An 18,322-nucleotide genomic window follows, 5' to 3' on the forward strand; every position below is an offset into this window, starting at 1 on the left:
GAGCGAGCGCCGCGCGCACCTCCCCCAGCCTTACGACCAACTGAATTACTGCTGCACGCTCACAGCAGAAAACGCGCCACTCTCTACCGTCGCCTTTACAACGATGGTTGTATTCACATCGGCGGAATCGGTCGCGTTCGCCAGCTTGAACGTTATGGTCGACTCGCCGTTGTTCTGCTGGTCAGCCATAAACCCGAACACGTGCATGCCCGCAGAGCCTATCACGTCGTTCGCGTTTTGGTCGTAGTACGTAGAAGACGGCAGATCCGCATCCGTGTCCTTCAGCACCGAATCGCCGCTCACGTCGGACGTCCACTGATACTGAGCGTCGGCGCTCGAATCCAAAAGCACCAGCATGTCGCCGTTGGAATACGCAACCCATCCGTTCGACACCTTCAAAACCGTTCCTTCGGCCAAGCTGCTGCCGTCGCCCATTTGATTTGCAGCGTTGTCGCTTGCCGCCGAGTTGTTCGCGGGAGCAGCGTTGTCCGAATTCGTTGCGGCATTGGTATCGTTTGAGCAGCCGGCCATTGCAATCAACGACGCCAAAAGCAGCGCCACCGCACTTCCTACCATCGAAAATTTTGCAATTTTAGTCATGAAATCCTCTCTTTCTTTGCATGTACTTCGAAAACCGCACGTTCTTTCGTCTGCGCAAACAGGGATGCGCTCTAACCCATCCTAGGAGCATGTTTCCTGCTCTGAACTGGCCTTGCTCGTACGTTTGGCATCCGTAACCGCACCGATTTCATTCCGAAACCCATCCCCTCGCAACAAGTCGTTATCCAAAACTTTCAACTTTTCTTAAAAAAGTCGTTGACAGAAGATGGGAGTACGGGCATAATATCTTTCGCTGCTTCGACGTGCGCCGTTACCTCAGCTGGATAGAGGGACTGACTACGAATCAGTACGTCGGGGGTTCGAATCCCTCACGGCGCACCATTTAGCATTCAAAACCGTCCAACTGGGCGGTTTTTTTGCGTCTCTTGCAAAACAGAGGAGCTGCCCTTCCCCGAAACAGTGACGAACCTTGCCGGTGCATCGCATTCCGGTGCGCCAGCAACAGGGTTCGCAGCGTCGCTTTCAAGAACCCGCATGCAAGCAGCCCGGCGGCTCGTTTCAAATGCGGCTACGACCACCCGGAGCAACCTTGTAACCTACACAAACAAAAAACACGCCCGGATGCTCGGCCAATGAGGTATGATACGTACCAGTTGCGTTGACAATGCGCTTCGATGGCAGCATGCTCATACGCAAACGCGATCAGACGGTTTGACTGAACGGCACGCCGTTCAGAAGCCCGAAATCCGCAACGACTGGTATCAGCACGTGCGGTTTTTTTATTGGTCAATAGGAAAGGGACTTTGTTGAAGGTTCGAAAATCGAAACCTCACAGTAAGTAGCCCTCCTTCGATTTCCTTACGTCGGCAGTCGAAGGTGGCTGCGGCGCTCGTGTTTGACATAGATTTTACTCCCCCGCATCGTGATGCGCGCAAACGCACGCGTTACCATGGGACACGGTACGATCGCTTGCGAACACGGGCATGAACAGTAAGGGATAAACCATGCTCTACCTCTCTCAAATGATGGGGAAACCCGTCGTAGACGCCACGGGCGAAAAGATCGGCACGATCTCTGACCTGGCCATTTCAACTGGCGAGGTGTTTCCGCGCATCACGAGCCTGGCTTTTCAAGGGCCCGGCAAAGTGCCGTTCATGATCTCATGGCGCAAATACGTCGAGGAGTTCGACGAAACCGGCATCACGCTCACCGTGGAAGCGCACGACATCCGCTTCAGCTATCTGCAACCTGACGAAGTTCTTCTCGCGCGCGACTTGTTGAACCGTCAGATCGTCGATACGCAAGGCATGAAAGTCGTTCGCGTCAACGATCTCAAGCTTTCCGTGTCGGGTTCGCAGCTACGCCTGCTTGGCGCCGAAGTGGGCGCGCGCGGCATCCTGCGCGGTCTGGCCCCCTGGCTCGAACGCGCCGTTGTAGCAGTGGCCAAGGTGTTCGATAAAAAGATCGACGAGCAGATCATCGCATGGAACTACATGGACCTGCTTGACCGCGACCTGTCCGAAGTGCAGCTGTCCGTTACGCACAAGCGCTTGGACGAGCTCCACCCTGCAGACGTGGCCGACATCTTGGAGCAACTTGACCCGCAGCAGCGAGCCAACGTGTTCCAGCACCTCGACGACGCTCAAGCAACCGAGGCTATCTCGGAAATGGAAGACGAGTACCAGGCCGACTTCATCGAAGACCTCGACGACGCCCGCGCCGCCGGCCTGCTGGGGAACATGGACCCGGACGACGCTGCAGACATCGTGCGCGACCTGTCGTACGAGAAAGCAGAAACCCTGCTGCGCCTCATGGGCGTGGAGGACGCCACCGAGATCCGTCGCCTGCTTGGATACAAGGACGGCACGGCCGGCGGTATGATGACCACGCAGTTCGTTTCCGTCAAGGCCGACACCACCGTTGGCGAAACCATAGAAGTACTGCGCGAACTGCCCGAAGACCATCCCACCGTGCATTACGTGTATGTGCTGGACGACTACGATGAATTCATCGGCGTGCTCAGCCTGCGAACCCTTGTGCTGACCGACGATGCGAAACCCGTGCGCGAAGTCATGTTCGACGACGTGATTTCCGCAACGCCAGAAGAAACCGAAGAGGACGTGGCTGCCGACATCTTCAAGTACGAGCTGCCCGCCATGCCGGTGGTGGACGAGCATGGCGTGCTGCTGGGCATCGTCACCGTTGACGACGCCTGGGACGCTATCGAGGAGGACGTCAGCAGCGACAAGACGCAGGTAACCGCGGCGAAGATCGTTGGCGGCATCATTGGCGCCGTACTGTTCTTGGTCCTGTACACGATGGTGTTGTTCCAGATCATCGGCTACGATTGGAGGTAGCCTCATGGTCGAAAAGAACCTCGAGCGCGCGGACGCTGCGCAAGCGATCGACGAAACCGCACCTGAGAAAAAGAAACCCAATAAGCTCTGGCTGCTCTTGGCCGCCATGGGGCCCGGCATCGTAACGGCTATGGCCGGCAACGACGCCGGCGGCATTTCAACGTACTCCACCGTGGGAGCCAAGTTCGGGTTCGCCACGTTGTGGGTCATCCCCGTCATGTGCGTCCTGCTTATCGTGGTGGAGCTGACCGCCGCAAGAATGGGAGCCGTCACCGGCAAGGGCTTTGCGGCCCTCATCCGCGAGCGCTTCGGCATTCGCCTAACGGCGCTGGCCATGTTAGCGCTGCTCGTCGGTAACGTGTGCACCACGTTTTCGGAGTTCGCAGGCATCGCAAGCGGCATGGAAATGTTCGGCGTGTCGAAATATTTGGCAGTTCCGGTAGCCGCAGCTGCGGTGTGGCTGCTTATCGTGGGCGGCAGCTACAAGCGCGTAGAGAAAGTGTTTCTGATACTGTCGTTGGTGTTCGTCACGTACATCGTAGCCGCGTTCATGGCGCAACCGGACTGGGGCCAGGCACTGCAGAGCACCGCCATCCCCCGCATTGTGGAAGACAAGAGCTTCGTTTCCCTGGTCATAGCCATGATAGGCACGACCATCGCGCCGTGGATGATGTTCTTCAACCAGAGCAACGTGGTTGAAAAGGGCATCTCGGTAAAGGATCTGTTCTCCCAAAAAGTGGACGTGATTGCCGGCACGATAGCGGCTTGCCTGGTGGCGTGGTTCATCATCGTGACCACGGGCGCCGTGCTGCATCCGCAGGGAATCGAAATCGAATCCGCTGCCGATGCAGCACGCGCTCTCGCACCGTTCGCCGGGCACTACGCTGAAGCGCTGTTCGCCATCGGCCTGGTAGCTGCGTCGTTTCTTGCAGCATGCGTATTGCCGCTTACCACGGCGTTCGTTATTTGCGAAGCCTTCGGGTGGGAAGCGGGCGTTTCTTTCAAATGGAAGGAAGCGCCGCTGTTCAAGAGCATCTTCACGTGCATTATCGTGTTCTCGGCCGTCATTGTGCTGGTTCCGAACATCGATTTGATGAACGTCATGCTCACGGCCCAGTTCGTAAACGGCCTTGTACTGCCGGTGCTGCTGGTGTTCATGGCAATTATCGCAGCCGACAAGCGCGTCATGGGCGCCTTCCGTTCGCGCATGACGTCTCGCGTGCTCATCTGGCTGACGGTGGGCATCGTAACGGTGCTCACCGTCGCCTTGCTGATCATGCAGCTTCTGGGTATCGGCTAGTTGTCCGCCACCAGGCGCTGGCTTTCCTGCTTGAGACGATCGGAGAGGTATTGCCGGCTGCTTGATTCGTCCTGAACGCACCCGAGCAGCATGTCGATGGTCAAGCTGGAAAGATACGCGTCCATGCTTTCTTCGATCAAGTTGTACGTTTGCTTGATGTTGTCGACCATCTCGCCGCCCTTGCGCGCGTTGCGCTTTTCACGCGTGGCGCGCTTGGAGTCTTCGTCAAGCGCCTTGATGATTTCAAGCACACTGATTTCGGAAGCATCCTTGGCCAGTCGATAGCCCCCGTGCTTGCCCGGTCGGGCCTCGATGATGCCCGCATTGCGCAAAAGCTGCGCAAGCTGGATCAGGTAGTCGCGAGGAATGGACATATCCTCGGCAATGTCTTTGGAGGAGCAGGTAGCCCCTTGCGCAGCCAAGTACAGAATGGCTCGCATGCCGTAATCGGTCGATGCTTTGAGTTGCACTGGTATCTCCTAACTCGATCCATCACCGGACTCATATTGAGATTCGCGGTAAACGGTTCGCCTTATGGTCAAAGGTTGGCTTGAGTGTACCTAATTCCGATCGATTATAGCAAGGTCATTGATAGGCATGTAGGTCAAACCGAATTGAAACGGTTACGTTTACGATACGTTGCATGCACAAATAAGGTGCTACAGGCCGTCAACCGGCAGGGTCACGCGTGCAAGACCGAATCGCGCGAACGGGCACGGCGCGCAATGCAAGCCGGACAGCTTAGGCTATACTGGCTCGCATGGATGAGAAGAAACGTGTTCGAGAAGAAGTCCTTCGTCGTCGAGATGCTTTGAGCGCTCAAATTCGCGCGCGCAAAAGCCTTGAGATTTGCCTTCGGCTGGAACGTTTGATTGCGGAATACCTATCAGCAGACGCCGCAAGCGAAGAGGCGATTTCCCACACCGACGCGAAGCATGCGAGCGGAAGTCCGGGCGCCTGTTTCGACAAGCCTTGCATTGCCGTGTTCTCCGCCATGCGCAGCGAGGTGGATTTGAGCGCTTTCGTGCAAGCGGCGCACACGCATGCATGGAGAGTGTGCTTTCCCTGTATGCTGCGCGAAGCCGCCGACCAGCCTGCGCGCATGGCGCTCTACCGTGTGACGCGCGCACAGCTCGATCGTGCACAAACGACGTTTCTCGACCATCCGCTTCGCTGCCTAACGCCTGCAACGCTTGAACGCAACGGGTTCGAAGCCGTTCATCCCAACAAGCTCGACGTAGTAGCCGTGCCGCTGGTTGCGTTCGACGGACAGGGCAACCGTCTGGGATACGGCGGCGGCAACTACGACCGCCTGCTCCCCAACCTGCGCGCCGACGCTCTTGTTGTGGGCGTGGCGTTCAGCGAGCAACGCGTAGAGGTCGTGCCCTGCGAGCCTCACGACCAACCGCTTCCGCTTATCATCAGCGCCTAAAAAAGGAGGGCGCGGAACGAATCCCGCGCCCTCCCCTTGTTTCCTTCGAGCTCAAAACTACTTGGCTGCCCCGTACTTCGAACGGTTGAGCACCAGCACGGCCAGCACCATAACCACAGCGCCGCCCGCAAGGGAAATCCACGGATTGCCCGTGAAGCCGGCAACCACGTAGCCCGCGAAGCAGATAACCGCAACCACGGAGGCGTACGGCAGCTGCGTGGCAACGTGGCGCAGGTGGTTGCACTGCGCGCCCGCCGACGACAAGATAGTGGTGTCCGAAATGGGGGACACGTGGTCGCCGTACACCGCACCACCCAGCGTGGCGCCGACGGCAACCAGGAACAAGGGGCCTTCAACCGGGAACACGCCGATAACGATAGGCAGAATAAGCGCGATAGTACCCCACGACGTGCCCATAGCGAAGCCGATGAAAGCAGCAACCAGGAAGATCACGGCGGGCAGAAGCTCCAAGCCAACGCCGATGCTGTTCAGGAAGCCGCTGACAAACTCTCCCGTGCCCAGCAGGTAACGGCAGGTACCGCCCAAGCTCCATGCCAGCACCAGGATCATGATGGCGCCCACCATCGAGCGAACGCCTTCCGAAATGCCCTCCATGTAGCCCGAAAGCGTCATGAGCTTGCGGGGCAAGAACATTCCGGCCGACACGACCAGCGCCACGCACACGCCAATGCACAGGCCGAACACCGGGTTCTCGCCCACGGCAGTGGAGAAGTCGACGCCCTGGAAGAAGCCGCCTGCGTACAGCATGCCCAGAATAGAGAACACGATCAACACGATGATCGGCACGATCAGGTCGAACACGCGCCCCTTGTCGGAGATGGTCATGCCCTTGAACTCTTCGACGGCCGCTTTCGCAGCATCTTCAAGCTCGTCTCGCTCGGCAACGATCGTCTCGATCTTGGCCGGCAGCGGGTCGCCTTCGGCGGTGCCGTCAAGGCGAGCCGTGGACACGGCCTCAAGCGCGCTGTCGGGCGAAGGGATGCGCTGCTGCTGGTCGGCCGACTTATGAGCATCGGCCTCTGCTTGGCGCATGGGACCGAAGTCGCGATTGGAGAAGCACATGAAGAATACGAACACGATGGTCAGAAGCGCATAGAAGTTGTACGGGATGGACTGGACGAACGTGGTGAACCCGCCTTCGCCCAAGTAGCCGCCCACGGCAACGGCCCACGACGACACCGGCGCGATGATGCAGATGGGAGCGGCGGTGGAGTCGATGATCCACGCCAGCTTCTCACGGCTGATGTTGAAGCGGTCGGTAACGGGGCGCATGACCGCGCCCACCGTCAGGCAGTTGAAATAGTCGTCCACGAAAATGATGATGCCCAGAAGCGCGGTCAAAACCTGCGCCATTTTCGCGTTCTTGATGTGCGTGGAAACCCACTCGGCGTACGCACGGGAGCCGCCAGCCGCGGCAATGACCACCACAAGCGCGCCTAAGAGCGCCAAGAACAACAGCAACGCCCCGTTGCCCGCTATCTGTTCCGCCATCATCTGCGGAACCATGGTGAACGAGTCCACCAACTGCTCGAACCCGGCACCGTTCAGCGTGAACTGGTAAATAACCATACCCGTGAACACGCCGATAGCAAGCGACGAGTACACCTCCTTCGTGATAAGGGCCAATCCGAGCGCCAAAATCGGCGGAACGATGGACCACACCCCCGCACTGATCAGGTCAAAACCTTCCATACAATCCCCTTCGTCGATATGACAACCGTGCGGTCGGGCGTGCCGGTTCCCTTCGAACGCACACGCGCGGCTGCACAATAATGGTCACTAGTATACCGAACCTCGCTCGAACGCGAAGGAAAACGCGGATGTTTAAGCCGCAAAATAGCGGTATCACCAGGCGAGCGTTACATTCTTGGGGATGTTCGGCGCAAGGTTTTACCGCGTCGCAAAGCTCAGCACGATCGGAATGGTCCACAGCACGAAGATGACCGCGAACGGCCAGCGATGCTCGTTGCTAACCGCCACGAACTCCCGTATGAACGCCGTCGGCCAGAAGTACCGGGCGGTCGTGCTCCCCACGCCTTCGGCGGCAAGACCAATCTTATGCGCGTACTCGGCAGCTCGGAACACGTGGTAGTCGCTTGTCACCACAACTGCACGGTAGCTGTCCTCGCCCGACCGAGCGTCCATGATCGCCTTGCTGTTGCGCAGGTTTTCCATCGTGGCTGAAGACCGGTCCTCCATAAGAACCGCATCGGCGGGCACGCCGCAACGATCGACCAAATACGTCCGCATGGCTTGAGCTTCCGAAACCTGCTCGTCAGGGCCTTTTCCGCCGGATGCCAGCATCAGCGCGCGACAGCCGCCAGCCTTCCACAGCTCCACGCCCTTGTCCAAGCGCCCTGCAAGCAGCGGAGTAGGCTCGGTGCCCGACAAACCGGCGCCGTGCACCACAATGTAGTCGTAGTCGCGACGCTTCGGCAAGCGACGATACAGCCACGAATACAAAAGCAGCGCGAAGAAGGTGAACGCGACGTACGAGCCTTCCATCAAAACAAGGAGGTACAGGGTCAGCACCGGGCCTGGAGCCTGCCAAAGAACCAGCAACGGACCGGCCAGGCACACCGCCACAATGGCTAAAGCCATCAACCCAGGCAGTGCATGCGAAAGCGAAAATCCCTCGCGCCTGATCACGACAACGGCATTCGCCAGCAAGAACACAACCAGAGCAATCGTGCCGAAGGGAATGGCCAGAATTCCCAAGCCGAACAACCATGGCATGTTGAACTGTATGGACATCCCCCAGAAAGCGAACAGGCACAACAGCAAGAAGTACATGGCGTTGCGGAACTGACGAGGCTCTTTACGGTAATTCCGCACGAACAGAAACCCGAAAACAAGAGCCGGCAAGTACGTGAACAGCAGCGAAAGGAACATGAGAAACCTTTGATAATCGCGGAGGTCTTTTCCCTAGTATATCGCCTGACATTTCTTTGTCGCTAATCTGTTGCAAAGAACGCGCCTTTTGAGCAAACCGCCGAAGAGGGGCGAGCGTTCGGACGCAGGGCCGGCGGCTGGGGCAAAGGGCCCGCAGCCGGTTCGGGTGGCCGGGCGCAGGGCCGGCGGCTGGGGCGGGCGCCGGGATGCGGGGCCGGCCGCCAGGACGCGGGGCGGGCGGCCGGGCGCAGGGCCGTTCTGTCAAAACGAACGAGTTTTGCTGGTCCTCGATCAAGGATAAAGGGATGCCACACGCGTATGACCTGGTACGATAAAAATCGCATGTGCGAGAACTTGCTTCGAGGGAAGCAAAACCGCCGCAAAACTCGTTCGTTTTGACAAAACTTGCCGCCGCGCCTCAAATCCCGGCAGCAACAACCCGGCCGCCGGCCCCACGCCTCGGCCCCAGCCCCACCCCCGCCCCAGCCTGAAGAACGCAAACCCGCGTGCCAAGAGCCCCTCAAGCCCGGACCCTCGGCACGCAAGCGCAAGCCGCTGCTACTTTGCTTCGGCTTCCAACTCTTGAACGTACTCGCGATCGATGGCTCCCTGAACGCTCGGCGGGTCGATGTCGAAAGGAACGGACTTGGTGAACAGGCTGACCAGGGGAACCAGCACCAAAGAAAGCACCATGGCGATAGCGCCGCAGTTGATGGGAGAAGCGATCAACGGAGCGCCGAAGAAACCCGCGATCATGTTTCCGGTAGTCAGACCCACGCCCACGATAAAGCTAACCCATACGGCAGAGCGCGAAATACGCTTGGAGTACAGCCCCCAGAAGAACGGTCCCAGGAAGGCGCCGGCGAGCGCGCCCCACGAAATGGACATGAGCTGCGCAATGAACGTAATGGACGAGTTGTACTGCACAAGCGCAATCACCGCAGAGATCACGATGAACACCACCAGCAGCACGCGCATGTAGAACAGCTGCATCTGCTCGGGCATCTTCTTCACGATGTTTCCCTTGATCAAGTCAAGCGTCAACGTGGAAGACGACGTCAGGACCAGCGAGGAAAGCGTAGACATAGACGCGCTCAGCACCAGCACGATCACGATGCCAATCAGCAGGTCAGGCAGCGTGGACAACATGGTGGGCATAATGGAGTCGTACACCGGCGTTCCCGCAGCGGTCATTTCCACCTGGTCGCCGTACAGGCGCCCGAAACCTCCCAAAAAGTAGCTTCCTCCGGCAACGACCATGGCGAACACGGTCGAGATGATAGCGCCCTGCTTGACGGCGGGACCGCTTTTTATAGCGTAGAACTTCTGGACCATCTGGGGTAAACCCCAGGTACCCAGGCTGGTCAGCACGATAACGCCGATCAGGTCGGGAAGGTTCGGACCGAAGAAGCTCACAAACGGGCCGGCCATCTGAGAGCCCTCTGCCGGAATAAGCGAAAGCTGGTTAATGGCCTCGGTAAACCCGCCGTTGTTAGACAGCACGGCGGCAATGACGGCAACAATTCCCAGCAGCATGACGATACCCTGGATAAAATCGTTCACGACGGTGGCCATATATCCGCCCAGCACCACGTATATGCAGGTGATGACCGCCATTCCGATAACGCATACCTCGTACGGCAAACCGAACGCCATGCCGAACAAACGCGACAGCCCGTTGTACACGCTCGCGGTGTACGGAATCAGGAACACGAAGATGATGGCAGCGGCAGCGATGCGCAAGCCTTTCGAATGGTAGCGCGCTCCGAAAAACTCGGGCATCGTGGCCGCCTTCAAGCGATGCGTGACCTCGCGCGTACGCGGGCCAAGCACCCACCAGGCAAGCAAGCTTCCCAAAATAGCATTGCCGATGCCAATCCACGTGGCAGCAAGACCGTATTTCCAACCGAACTGTCCCGCATACCCCACGAAGATCACCGCGGAAAAGTAGCTTGTGCCGAACGCGAATGCTGAAAGCCACGGTCCTACGGAGCGACCTCCCAGCACGAACCCGTCAACGCTGGTGGTGTGTCGTCTGCAGTAAATGCCCACGCCTATCGCCACTCCGACAAATATGAGCACCATGCAAATTTTCTCGATCATGCGGATTATTCCTTACGTTGAATGCCTGCAACAAAAAAGCCCGTTCAAGAGCTTGAAGGCGCACACGAATTTCCAACGGATGCGTCGAGGTACGACGACGCGCCAGCAGAACCCCGTGTGCTAGAGGTATCGATAGGAATAATAGGAAACGTAATGAGGCTCGGCGGCGTCGAGCGCGCAGGGCTTCGAGCCCAAGTCGAGCGGTGCGAGAATTTCTGAGGACCGAGGGGCGAAAGCCCGGCACGCCGCCGCGAGAGCCAGCTCCAAACGCCAGCGTTCGTCAACAACGATATGTCCCTTTGCAGAATGCATGGGGACACTTTACCATAGCGCAGCGCCAACAGGCGGCAAAATACCGCGAACGAGCCATGCGCTTCTTCGCGCAGACGCAAGCCGTGGACCGCAAGCCCTAGGCCACAGGTGACGAACCGCGAACCGCAAGCCGCAGTCGACAGGCAACGAACCCGCCTTCTTCACGCGCAGCGCGCAAGACAAAGGCGTCGACAATCCGTCGCGCCAAAGCAAAAACCTCCCCGCACGCCTGCTCAGCGCACGGGGAGGAGCACCATCAACGTATCATCCGCGCAAGCCTCACGCTAAAGCGCATTTAGTATCGGCTGTCGAAGATGCGCTTGGTCTTCTTTTCGCTGCGCGGAAGCTCACCCATGGGAACGCCCTTGGCGTCAGGAGTGCAACCGCATTTCGCCTTGAAGATCATGGCGAGTTCCTGCTCGGCGCGCTCCTTTGCCTCGTTCTGCAACGCGGTCTCGAACAGAACGGTCAGCACGTCTTTGCCGCTGATGTTCTCGATCATCACCTGGTACTCGCTGGAAGCCCCGTCGGTTATCGAGATGACCTCTTCAACCTGAGCCGGGAAAATGTTGCAGCCCTTCACCTTGAACATGTCGTCGGTGCGGCCCGTCAGCGTGTCGATGCGCGGATGCGCCAGCCCGCAGGCGCAGTCGCCGGGGATGATGCGCGTCAGGTCGTGCGTGCGGTAGCGAATGAGCGGCGCGCCCTGCTTGCGCAACGTGGTCAGCACCAGCTCGCCCACCTCGCCGTCGGGCACGGGCGCTCCCGTAACGGGGTCGACCACTTCGATATACACGTAGTCGGCCCACACGTGCATACCGTTGTGCTCGCTGCACGAAATACCGATGCCGGGGCCGTACACCTCCGTCAGTCCGTAGATGTCGAAGATCTCCACGCCCAACTCGCCCGAAATGCGCTGGCGCATCTTGTCGCCCCAGCGTTCGCTGCCGATAACGCCCTTGCGCAGGCAGATCTTGTCGCGCAGGCCGCGCTCGGCAATCTCTTCGGCCAGCAGCAGCGCGTACGAGCTGGTTGCGCACAGCACGGTCGATTTAAGATCCTGCATCATCTTCAGCTGCTTTTCCGTGTTGCCCGGCCCCATGGGAATAGCCATCGCGCCCAGTCGTTCGGCACCCAGCTGGAACCCGATGCCCGCCGTCCACAAGCCGTAACCAGGCGTGATGTGGATGCGATCCTTATTGGTGATCCCTGCGGTTTCGTAGCAGCGCGCAAACTGCACGGCCCAGTCGACAACGTCCTGCTGCGTATAGGGAACGATCACGGGCGTGCCCGTGGTTCCGCTGGAGCTGTGTATGCGCACGATCTCTTCGTCGGGAACGGCTTGCAGTCCCAAAGGATACGCGTTGCGCAGGTCGTCTTTTTCGGAGAAGGGCAGCTTCTCGAAATCTTGCTGAGTCTGCACATCGGACAAGTCGATGCCCTCGAACTTGGATCGATAGAAGGCGGAACGGTTTTTCAGCGTTTCGAATTGCTTTTTGATAAGGGAAAGCTGATCGGCAGTCATCTGCATGAGGGGTCCTTTTCTCTCAACCGGAATGTTCGATTCATAGATGCTTCAAGCCTGCACAGAGCGAGACTTGAAGCTAAAGCCATCGACCAGCCGGACCCACGGCTATACAAGGCATATTGTTGAATACGAATTCCATGCGTTCCATTCTAGGCGAACAATCGAACAATGCAAAGCACTTTGAAAAGGACGAGCCTACCTTGCCGCCACATCGATGGCAGCAAGGTTGAGGTCCACGAAGCGCGGCTTCACGCACGCGCGGACCGCGCGGCGCAAGTCGTCCAGGCTGATCGGGATGCAGTTCGTGTTCAACGCACTAGCCAGCAGCAGCGTGTTGAGCACCTTGCGGCCGCCGGCCGCCTCCGTCAACGCGGCGTCGTCTATGGCAATCAGTCGAGCTTGCGTCCCAGCCAAAGATCGAGCGATGCCGTCCACAACGTCGTCGGCGCGGTAAGGATGCTTGCCCAGCGCCGCAGTCACCGGCTGGATGGCCGTAACCGCAGTAACCATCACCCCGTCGGAAGAAAGATACGGAAGAACGCGCGCCGCCTCGGCGGGCTCGAATGCAATCACCAGATCGGCCGTGCCCTGTGCAACCAATGGCGCGAACACCTCTTCGCCCTGATCGCCCATGCGCACGTGAGACACCACGTTCCCGCCGCGCTGCGCCATGCCGATAGTCTCGGCAGTGCGAACATGCCAACCCTTGTCCTGGGCCGCTTGAGCCAGAACCTTCGCAGCCAGCACGGTTCCCTGGCCGCCGACGCCCGCAAGCAGCACATTACGCATGGGAGCCTCCTTCCATCGCAGAGCCGTTAAGGGGTTTGTCCGCCAACGACGCATTCGCGTCCGACATCGTGATCGCATCGAACGGGCACACCTGGGTGCACAGGGTGCATCCGTTGCATAGGCTTTCGTCAACGAACGCCTGACCGCGCTCTTTGCTCTTTGGCCCGCGCGCATCAACGTTGAACCCTATACCCGGGCAGCCAATTTCCGTGATGCACTTTTTACAGCCCGTGCACAGATCCTGGTCGATCACCGCCGGAGGATTCGGCTTCACCAGCTGAATGCAAGGAGATTCGAACAGGATGGCGGAGGGGCCCTCGAACGAGACGGCCTTCTGAGCGGCCTTCGTGGATTCGTCGAAGTTCAGCGGATCAGCATGGACGATGCATTCGAAGCCCACGGCCTCCAGAACGCGCTCGATAGAAATAGGGGTGCGCGTATCTCCCATCAGCGTCACGCCGGTGCCCGGATGCGGCTGAGAACCGGTCATGGCAGTGGTCGCGTTATCCAGCACGCACACCGTGATGTCGTGGCCGTTGTACACCGCGTTCACAATGCCCGGAAGACCGCTTGCGAAAAACGTCGAGTCGCCCACGAACGCGAGCGTTTTCTTCTGCGGCTCGGCCACGGCAAATCCTTGCGCCATCGTGATACCCGCGCCCATGCACAAGCACGTGTCGACCGCATCGAGCGGTTGGGCGTTGCCCAGCGTGTAGCAGCCGATGTCTCCGCACAGGACGGCAGGCGTACGGCCCAAAGCGCGTTTAATGGCGTAGAAGCTGCCGCGATGAGGGCAGCCTGCGCACAAAACGGGCGGGCGGACCGGCAGCGGAGCGTCAGCGGACTCGTACACGGGCGGCTGGGCGGCGGAGCGCCCGTCGGAAAGGCCCAGGAAGCGGGCGATTCTGACGACGGCATCGTCCACGTCGTTCTCGCCGCGGTCGCGCGCGTCACCGGTAAGCTTGCCCTTCACGTCGAACGACGCATGCGTGCGTCCCGCAAAGACCAGCAAAGCGTCTTCCAGCACGTGGTCGAGTTCTTCAAGCACGAGCACCTGGTCAAGCCCCTGCGCGAAGCGTTCGGCGGTTTCCTCGGGGAAGGGATACGGGGTTCCCACCTGCCAAAAACGATAGGCCGGGATCTCGAAGCCCTCAAGCGCCGCACGCTCCTCGATCATGCGCAAGGCTTCCCGCGCGTAAGCAGCTGAAACGCCGCCCGCCACAATGCCCAAGCGGGGAACGGAAGCTTCCTGCGACGCGTCTTCCGCGGCAGCAGGGTGCGCGGCGCCGCCTTCTTCAATCGGGTTGAACGCCGACAGAACCGGATCGTTCGCATAATCGCCGGCGATGGACCGCAAGCGCTCGTTTATCTCGCCGTGCGCTTCGTATGCGCGGCGCGGGAAGATGACCCACTTCGGATCGCGCTCGAAGCCCTCTTCCGGCACCGGACGGGCAACCGTCGTCTCGGCAACCTCGAAGAACGTGGATGCGTGGCAAATGCGCGTGGTAGGCCGCACGATAACGGGCGTAGCGTAGCGCTCGGACAGGTCGAAGGCGGCCTGCATCATGGCAAACCCCTGGTCGGGAGTAGCCGGATCAAGAACGGGAATCTTCGCGAACGAGGCGAAGCGGCGCGTGTCCTGCTCGGTTTGAGACGATATGGGGCCGGGATCGTCGGCCACAAACAGCACGGTACCGCCCTTCACGCCCACGTAGTTCAGGCTCATCAGCGGATCGCTCGCAACGTTAAGACCCACCTGCTTACAGGTGAACAGCGTACGTGCGCCGCAGTAGGCAGCACCGGCCACCACTTCAAGCGCGCTCTTCTCGTTCGTCGACCACTCCACATGGACGTCGCGCGCGCTGCCTGCGCCGTGCAGTTTCGCTATCGTCTCGATAACCTCGGAAGACGGAGTGCCGGGATATCCCGCCACCACACGCACGCCCGACTCAAGCGCCGCGTGCGCGAACGCTTCGTTCCCCATCAACAATTGCTTCGTCATACGTCTCGCCTGTCTCGCTTTTCGCGGTTCGTGAAGGACCTGCACACGAACGAGTGTTTCACGTGAAACATTTCCGTTCCCATGATAGCAAACCCTTCGCTAGGATTTTCGACGGAGCCGCTGCACATCGGTCGCAGGAGAGCCTTCTCCACAGGAAGTGCCGCGCGACCTCGAACAAGAGGTGCGCTTTGCCCGTTGTCGAACGGCAGTCGATATGCAACGAGAGACGCGCAGCGAAGAAAGCGCAACCGGGCCGTGAGCATTCCGAGCAAAACCGCCCCGCCGAGCAAACATCGGCATCGGGTTGATCGGCGGCCCCTGAAAATGCGGACGCGAGCGGGGACCTGCGACACCGATCGTCGCCTACAAAACCATAAAACCGCGCATTGGCCTTATCCTGGAACGCGGCGGGCATTTTTACGAATACGCCGATCGGAATTGCTCTTCGAAGCTTGATTTCTTTGACATGGGCCCCGTTCGCATCCGCGCAGTTCATCCTCGAACCCCCTCTATGCAGGCAAGAAATTCTTATGTCGTTTCTGATATAAAAGCAAAGAACTTTACCTAAGGCGCGTTTGCGCTCAAAATGGAGGCGCATCGTTTTGCATCCCCGAGAGCAGGAGGTTCCTATGAAATGCCCCCTCTGCAATGTCGACCTGATCATGAGCGAGCGCCAAGGCATCGAGATCGATTACTGCCCGCAATGTCGCGGCGTATGGCTCGACCGCGGCGAGCTTGACAAGATCATCGATCGCTCAACGTCCCTGGCGGCCCCCGCTGCCGCGCCGAGCGCATCGTATGCAAGCGCGCCCGAGCGCTACGACGAGCGCCGTTACGACGATCGCCGCTATGAGGACAAATACCGTGACGACTATTACAAAAAGGGAAAGAAGAAAAAGCGCGGGGATTTCCTGGGCGACCTCTTCGATTTCGGCGACTAGCCAGCTTCGTGCGTCGCGTGGCCGTCCGAAGACTACCGCAATACGTCGTTAGGCGGCCACACGCGCTCGAACCCTCACGATCACCAGTTTCGTTACGGGATACAGAACAACTTCGTACAGCACCTTGAACAGCACTTGCGAAGCGACCATGGCAATGACGACCTCCGGCGAAAACGTTCCGGCGAACGCGATGGTAATAAACACAAGGGAGTCCACCGTTTCCCCTAAAAGGGTCGACGAAACGCAACGAAAGAACAGGTGCTTGTCGAAGCGCCGCTTCAAGGACGCCATCACGTACGAGTTGAGCAAACTCCCCAGCAAATAAGCGGCAAGCGAGCCTAAAAGAATGCGCCACGAGCTGCCCAGCGTAATAGCGAAGGCGCTGTCGACGCTCGGATCAAGGCCCGGAAGCGCGATGGCAACATGAAACGCCAGCGCCGCCAGCGCCGCCAATGCGAATCCCAGCAAAATAGCCGAGCGCATGCGCTTGAATCCGAACACGTCGGACAGCACGTCATTGATTATATACACCACGGGGAACGTCAAAATAGATGCTGGAAGCGTAAAAAGCCCCAGATCAAGAGCTTTTGCGGCCAGTACGTTCGATATAACCAACGTACCGCAAAACAGCGCCGTGAACACTCCGTACACGCGCAAGCCTTCCGCCGAAACGGCCGGGGCGCCGTCTCTTGCCGGGCAGACAAGAGCGGCGCCATCCCCCTGATGCTCGGTCACGTTCGCCTGCTCCTATGCTTCGGCCATGCCCTGCTTGAAGTCGATGATCTTCTGACGCGCGTCGTCGCAGCCCGTGCCCAGCATTTGAACAGCCAAGATAGCGGCGTTCTTCGCGCCGTTGATAGCAACGCACGCTACGGGAACGCCGGAAGGCATCTGCACCATGGAAAGAAGGGAGTCCAATCCGCCTAGGTCGCTGGTCTTCATGGGAACGGTGATGACCGGGTTCGGCGTGTAAGCCGCCACCACGCCGCCCAAATGCGCCGCCTTGCCGGCCGCAGCCACAATCACGCGGATGCCGCGCTCGTGCGCAGTAGACGCCCAGTCGTGCACGTCCGCCGGCTTGCGATGCGCGCTGGCAACTTTGACCTCGTACGGAATGCCGAACTCGTCAAGCTGCTTCATGCACGGCTCCATGGCCGGCATGTCGCTTTCGGATCCCATGATAATGCCCACAAGCGGGGTGTTCGGTTCGCAGGACATGACTGCTCCTTCTCCTCGTTCGCTCCGCGGCGCGGATCCCGCGCGCGATGCGTCTGTTTTCGTTCGCTGCAAGTGTATCATCCGACGATGCGGCGAACGACCTCCTCCACGTCCTCTGCCGACATAAGCCCTTCGGACGGGTTTCGCGCCGCGCGAGACAACGCGAACTTCGCCGCCTCCAACGCCTCGGAAACCACGATGCCCGCCTCTTCAGAAGACGACAGAAGCTCGGGGCACGTGCGCAATTGCGGGCGTTCGTCCAGATACGAAGCTACAAGCGTCCTGAAATCGGCTACGAATTCAAACGCGTTGTCCAAGAACATCTTCATAAGCGACGGGGTGTCTTTCACCAACGCAACGCGAAGCGACGATACGTCGCTTTCCCAGTCGAACGACTCAACCACCTGCAAGAACAACGTCAGCGTGGCGGTGAACATGGTAGCGGGCATCAGGCGGTCGAACGCCGCATGAACCGCATCGGGATCAAGGTTGTACGTGCCGATGCCCACGATTGCAGCATCTTTCGTAGGAAAATAATTGAAGAACGTGCCTTGAGACACCTGGGCGCGTTCGGAAATCTGCGCAACCGTTATATTGTCGTACCCTCGCTCTTGCACCAACGTGATAGCTGCGCGCTCGATAGCCGCGCGCGTTGCACGGCGCTTTCGCTCGCGCAAGCCGCGCGGAGCCGCATCGTTAGACATAGTCAACCCTTCGTTTGCAATATCGATTCGAATTATACGAAGCTGTGCTGAACCTTGCAGCAATATTATTGTTTACCTATAAAATTGTAGTGACTATAAATTTAATGTTGCTATAATGCAAGTCAAATACACGCAACCGCGCAAACGCGCACGCAGAGAACC

The 18,322-nt window shown here is 59.0% G+C and carries 16 protein-coding genes and 1 tRNA gene; 5 read left to right on the top strand and 12 right to left on the bottom strand.

Features of this window, described 5'->3' with window-relative positions; all coding sequences use genetic code 11:
• Positions 1–45: 45 nt before the first annotated feature.
• On the bottom strand, positions 46–600 hold the full coding sequence (locus tag ACTQZK_RS04440; protein WP_225749642.1) for a protease inhibitor I42 family protein: 555 nt from the start codon (positions 598–600) through the stop codon (positions 46–48).
• A gap of 265 nt (positions 601–865) precedes the next feature.
• Between ACTQZK_RS04440 and ACTQZK_RS04445 the strand changes: the two genes are divergently transcribed.
• The 3 genes from ACTQZK_RS04445 (at position 866) to ACTQZK_RS04455 (ending at position 4,218) form a co-directional block, all read left to right on the top strand.
• Positions 866–942, top strand: a tRNA-Arg gene (locus ACTQZK_RS04445).
• A gap of 623 nt (positions 943–1,565) precedes the next feature.
• The gene (locus ACTQZK_RS04450) at positions 1,566–2,918 is read left to right on the top strand and encodes a magnesium transporter (RefSeq protein ID WP_114567952.1); all 1,353 of its coding nucleotides are present in this window, start codon (positions 1,566–1,568) and stop codon (positions 2,916–2,918) included.
• 4 nt (positions 2,919–2,922) lie between these two features.
• The gene (locus ACTQZK_RS04455) at positions 2,923–4,218 is read left to right on the top strand and encodes an Nramp family divalent metal transporter (protein ID WP_216529292.1); all 1,296 of its coding nucleotides are present in this window, start codon (positions 2,923–2,925) and stop codon (positions 4,216–4,218) included.
• On the opposite strand, the gene ACTQZK_RS04460 is transcribed toward ACTQZK_RS04455, so the two are convergent.
• Entirely contained in the window at positions 4,215–4,688 is a 474-nt protein-coding gene (locus tag ACTQZK_RS04460; RefSeq protein ID WP_114567950.1) for an RrF2 family transcriptional regulator, read from the bottom strand. The two genes, ACTQZK_RS04455 and ACTQZK_RS04460, sit on opposite strands and share 4 nt — an antisense overlap.
• Positions 4,689–4,978: 290 nt before the next feature.
• On the opposite strand from ACTQZK_RS04460, the gene ACTQZK_RS04465 reads away from it, so the two are divergent.
• Positions 4,979–5,650: a 5-formyltetrahydrofolate cyclo-ligase gene (locus ACTQZK_RS04465; RefSeq protein WP_428420815.1), complete on the top strand. Its 672-nt coding sequence runs from the start codon at positions 4,979–4,981 to the stop codon at positions 5,648–5,650.
• A gap of 57 nt (positions 5,651–5,707) precedes the next feature.
• Here ACTQZK_RS04465 and ACTQZK_RS04470 read toward each other — a convergent pair whose 3' ends face one another.
• The 7 genes from ACTQZK_RS04470 to ACTQZK_RS04500 all read right to left on the bottom strand — a co-directional run bounded on the left by ACTQZK_RS04470 (position 5,708) and on the right by ACTQZK_RS04500 (position 15,297).
• Entirely contained in the window at positions 5,708–7,363 is a 1,656-nt protein-coding gene (locus ACTQZK_RS04470) for a Na+/H+ antiporter NhaC family protein (protein WP_216529290.1), read from the bottom strand.
• Positions 7,364–7,561: 198 nt separating this feature from the next.
• Entirely contained in the window at positions 7,562–8,563 is a 1,002-nt protein-coding gene (locus ACTQZK_RS04475; protein WP_441898631.1) for an ElyC/SanA/YdcF family protein, read from the bottom strand.
• A gap of 558 nt (positions 8,564–9,121) precedes the next feature.
• Complete coding sequence (locus ACTQZK_RS04480) at positions 9,122–10,666, bottom strand: sodium:solute symporter family protein (protein WP_114566304.1); 1,545 nt, start codon at positions 10,664–10,666, stop codon at positions 9,122–9,124.
• A 120-nt stretch (positions 10,667–10,786) separates the two neighbouring features.
• Positions 10,787–10,978, bottom strand: coding sequence for a hypothetical protein (locus ACTQZK_RS04485; RefSeq protein WP_147269851.1), 192 nt, complete (start codon positions 10,976–10,978; stop codon positions 10,787–10,789).
• 295 nt (positions 10,979–11,273) lie between these two features.
• Positions 11,274–12,509 (bottom strand): phenylacetate--CoA ligase family protein, encoded by a 1,236-nt coding sequence (locus tag ACTQZK_RS04490; protein ID WP_216529287.1) that lies wholly within the window; start codon positions 12,507–12,509, stop codon positions 11,274–11,276.
• Between the two features lie 192 nt (positions 12,510–12,701).
• Positions 12,702–13,295 (bottom strand): indolepyruvate oxidoreductase subunit beta, encoded by a 594-nt coding sequence (locus tag ACTQZK_RS04495; protein ID WP_225749647.1) that lies wholly within the window; start codon positions 13,293–13,295, stop codon positions 12,702–12,704.
• A complete protein-coding gene (locus ACTQZK_RS04500) occupies positions 13,288–15,297 on the bottom strand; it encodes a thiamine pyrophosphate-dependent enzyme (protein ID WP_418830713.1) in 2,010 nt (669 codons plus the stop codon). Before ACTQZK_RS04500 ends, ACTQZK_RS04495 begins: the two co-directional genes overlap by 8 nt.
• A gap of 629 nt (positions 15,298–15,926) precedes the next feature.
• Here ACTQZK_RS04500 and ACTQZK_RS04505 point away from each other — a divergent pair.
• Positions 15,927–16,238, top strand: a complete 312-nt coding sequence (locus tag ACTQZK_RS04505; protein ID WP_418830711.1) for a TFIIB-type zinc ribbon-containing protein — start codon at positions 15,927–15,929, stop codon at positions 16,236–16,238.
• Between the two features lie 48 nt (positions 16,239–16,286).
• On the opposite strand, the gene ACTQZK_RS04510 is transcribed toward ACTQZK_RS04505, so the two are convergent.
• The 3 genes from ACTQZK_RS04510 to ACTQZK_RS04520 form a co-directional block, all read right to left on the bottom strand.
• Positions 16,287–16,973 (bottom strand): queuosine precursor transporter, encoded by a 687-nt coding sequence (locus tag ACTQZK_RS04510; RefSeq protein ID WP_114566310.1) that lies wholly within the window; start codon positions 16,971–16,973, stop codon positions 16,287–16,289.
• Between the two features lie 12 nt (positions 16,974–16,985).
• Complete coding sequence (gene purE / locus ACTQZK_RS04515) at positions 16,986–17,456, bottom strand: 5-(carboxyamino)imidazole ribonucleotide mutase (protein WP_114566311.1); 471 nt, start codon at positions 17,454–17,456, stop codon at positions 16,986–16,988.
• Positions 17,457–17,533: 77 nt separating this feature from the next.
• On the bottom strand, positions 17,534–18,160 hold the full coding sequence (locus ACTQZK_RS04520) for a TetR/AcrR family transcriptional regulator (RefSeq protein WP_418830709.1): 627 nt from the start codon (positions 18,158–18,160) through the stop codon (positions 17,534–17,536).
• Between the last annotated feature and the right edge of the window lie 162 nt (positions 18,161–18,322).

The organism is Paraeggerthella sp. LCP19S3_G8 (genome assembly GCF_052119225.1).
Classification (GTDB): Bacteria; Actinomycetota; Coriobacteriia; order Coriobacteriales; family Eggerthellaceae; genus Paraeggerthella; species Paraeggerthella hominis.

Coding starts and splice junctions, on each gene's coding strand:
- ACTQZK_RS04440 (WP_225749642.1), bottom strand. CDS start 600: ATGACTAAAATTGCAAAATTTTCGATGGTAGGAAGTGCGGTGGCGCTG.
- ACTQZK_RS04450 (WP_114567952.1), top strand. CDS start 1,566: ATGCTCTACCTCTCTCAAATGATGGGGAAACCCGTCGTAGACGCCACG.
- ACTQZK_RS04455 (WP_216529292.1), top strand. CDS start 2,923: ATGGTCGAAAAGAACCTCGAGCGCGCGGACGCTGCGCAAGCGATCGAC.
- ACTQZK_RS04465 (WP_428420815.1), top strand. CDS start 4,979: ATGGATGAGAAGAAACGTGTTCGAGAAGAAGTCCTTCGTCGTCGAGAT.
- ACTQZK_RS04470 (WP_216529290.1), bottom strand. CDS start 7,363: ATGGAAGGTTTTGACCTGATCAGTGCGGGGGTGTGGTCCATCGTTCCG.
- ACTQZK_RS04475 (WP_441898631.1), bottom strand. CDS start 8,563: ATGTTCCTTTCGCTGCTGTTCACGTACTTGCCGGCTCTTGTTTTCGGG.
- ACTQZK_RS04480 (WP_114566304.1), bottom strand. CDS start 10,666: ATGATCGAGAAAATTTGCATGGTGCTCATATTTGTCGGAGTGGCGATA.
- ACTQZK_RS04485 (WP_147269851.1), bottom strand. CDS start 10,978: ATGCATTCTGCAAAGGGACATATCGTTGTTGACGAACGCTGGCGTTTG.
- ACTQZK_RS04490 (WP_216529287.1), bottom strand. CDS start 12,509: ATGCAGATGACTGCCGATCAGCTTTCCCTTATCAAAAAGCAATTCGAA.
- ACTQZK_RS04495 (WP_225749647.1), bottom strand. CDS start 13,295: ATGCGTAATGTGCTGCTTGCGGGCGTCGGCGGCCAGGGAACCGTGCTG.
- ACTQZK_RS04500 (WP_418830713.1), bottom strand. CDS start 15,297: ATGACGAAGCAATTGTTGATGGGGAACGAAGCGTTCGCGCACGCGGCG.
- ACTQZK_RS04505 (WP_418830711.1), top strand. CDS start 15,927: ATGAAATGCCCCCTCTGCAATGTCGACCTGATCATGAGCGAGCGCCAA.
- purE (WP_114566311.1), bottom strand. CDS start 17,456: ATGTCCTGCGAACCGAACACCCCGCTTGTGGGCATTATCATGGGATCC.
- ACTQZK_RS04520 (WP_418830709.1), bottom strand. CDS start 18,160: ATGTCTAACGATGCGGCTCCGCGCGGCTTGCGCGAGCGAAAGCGCCGT.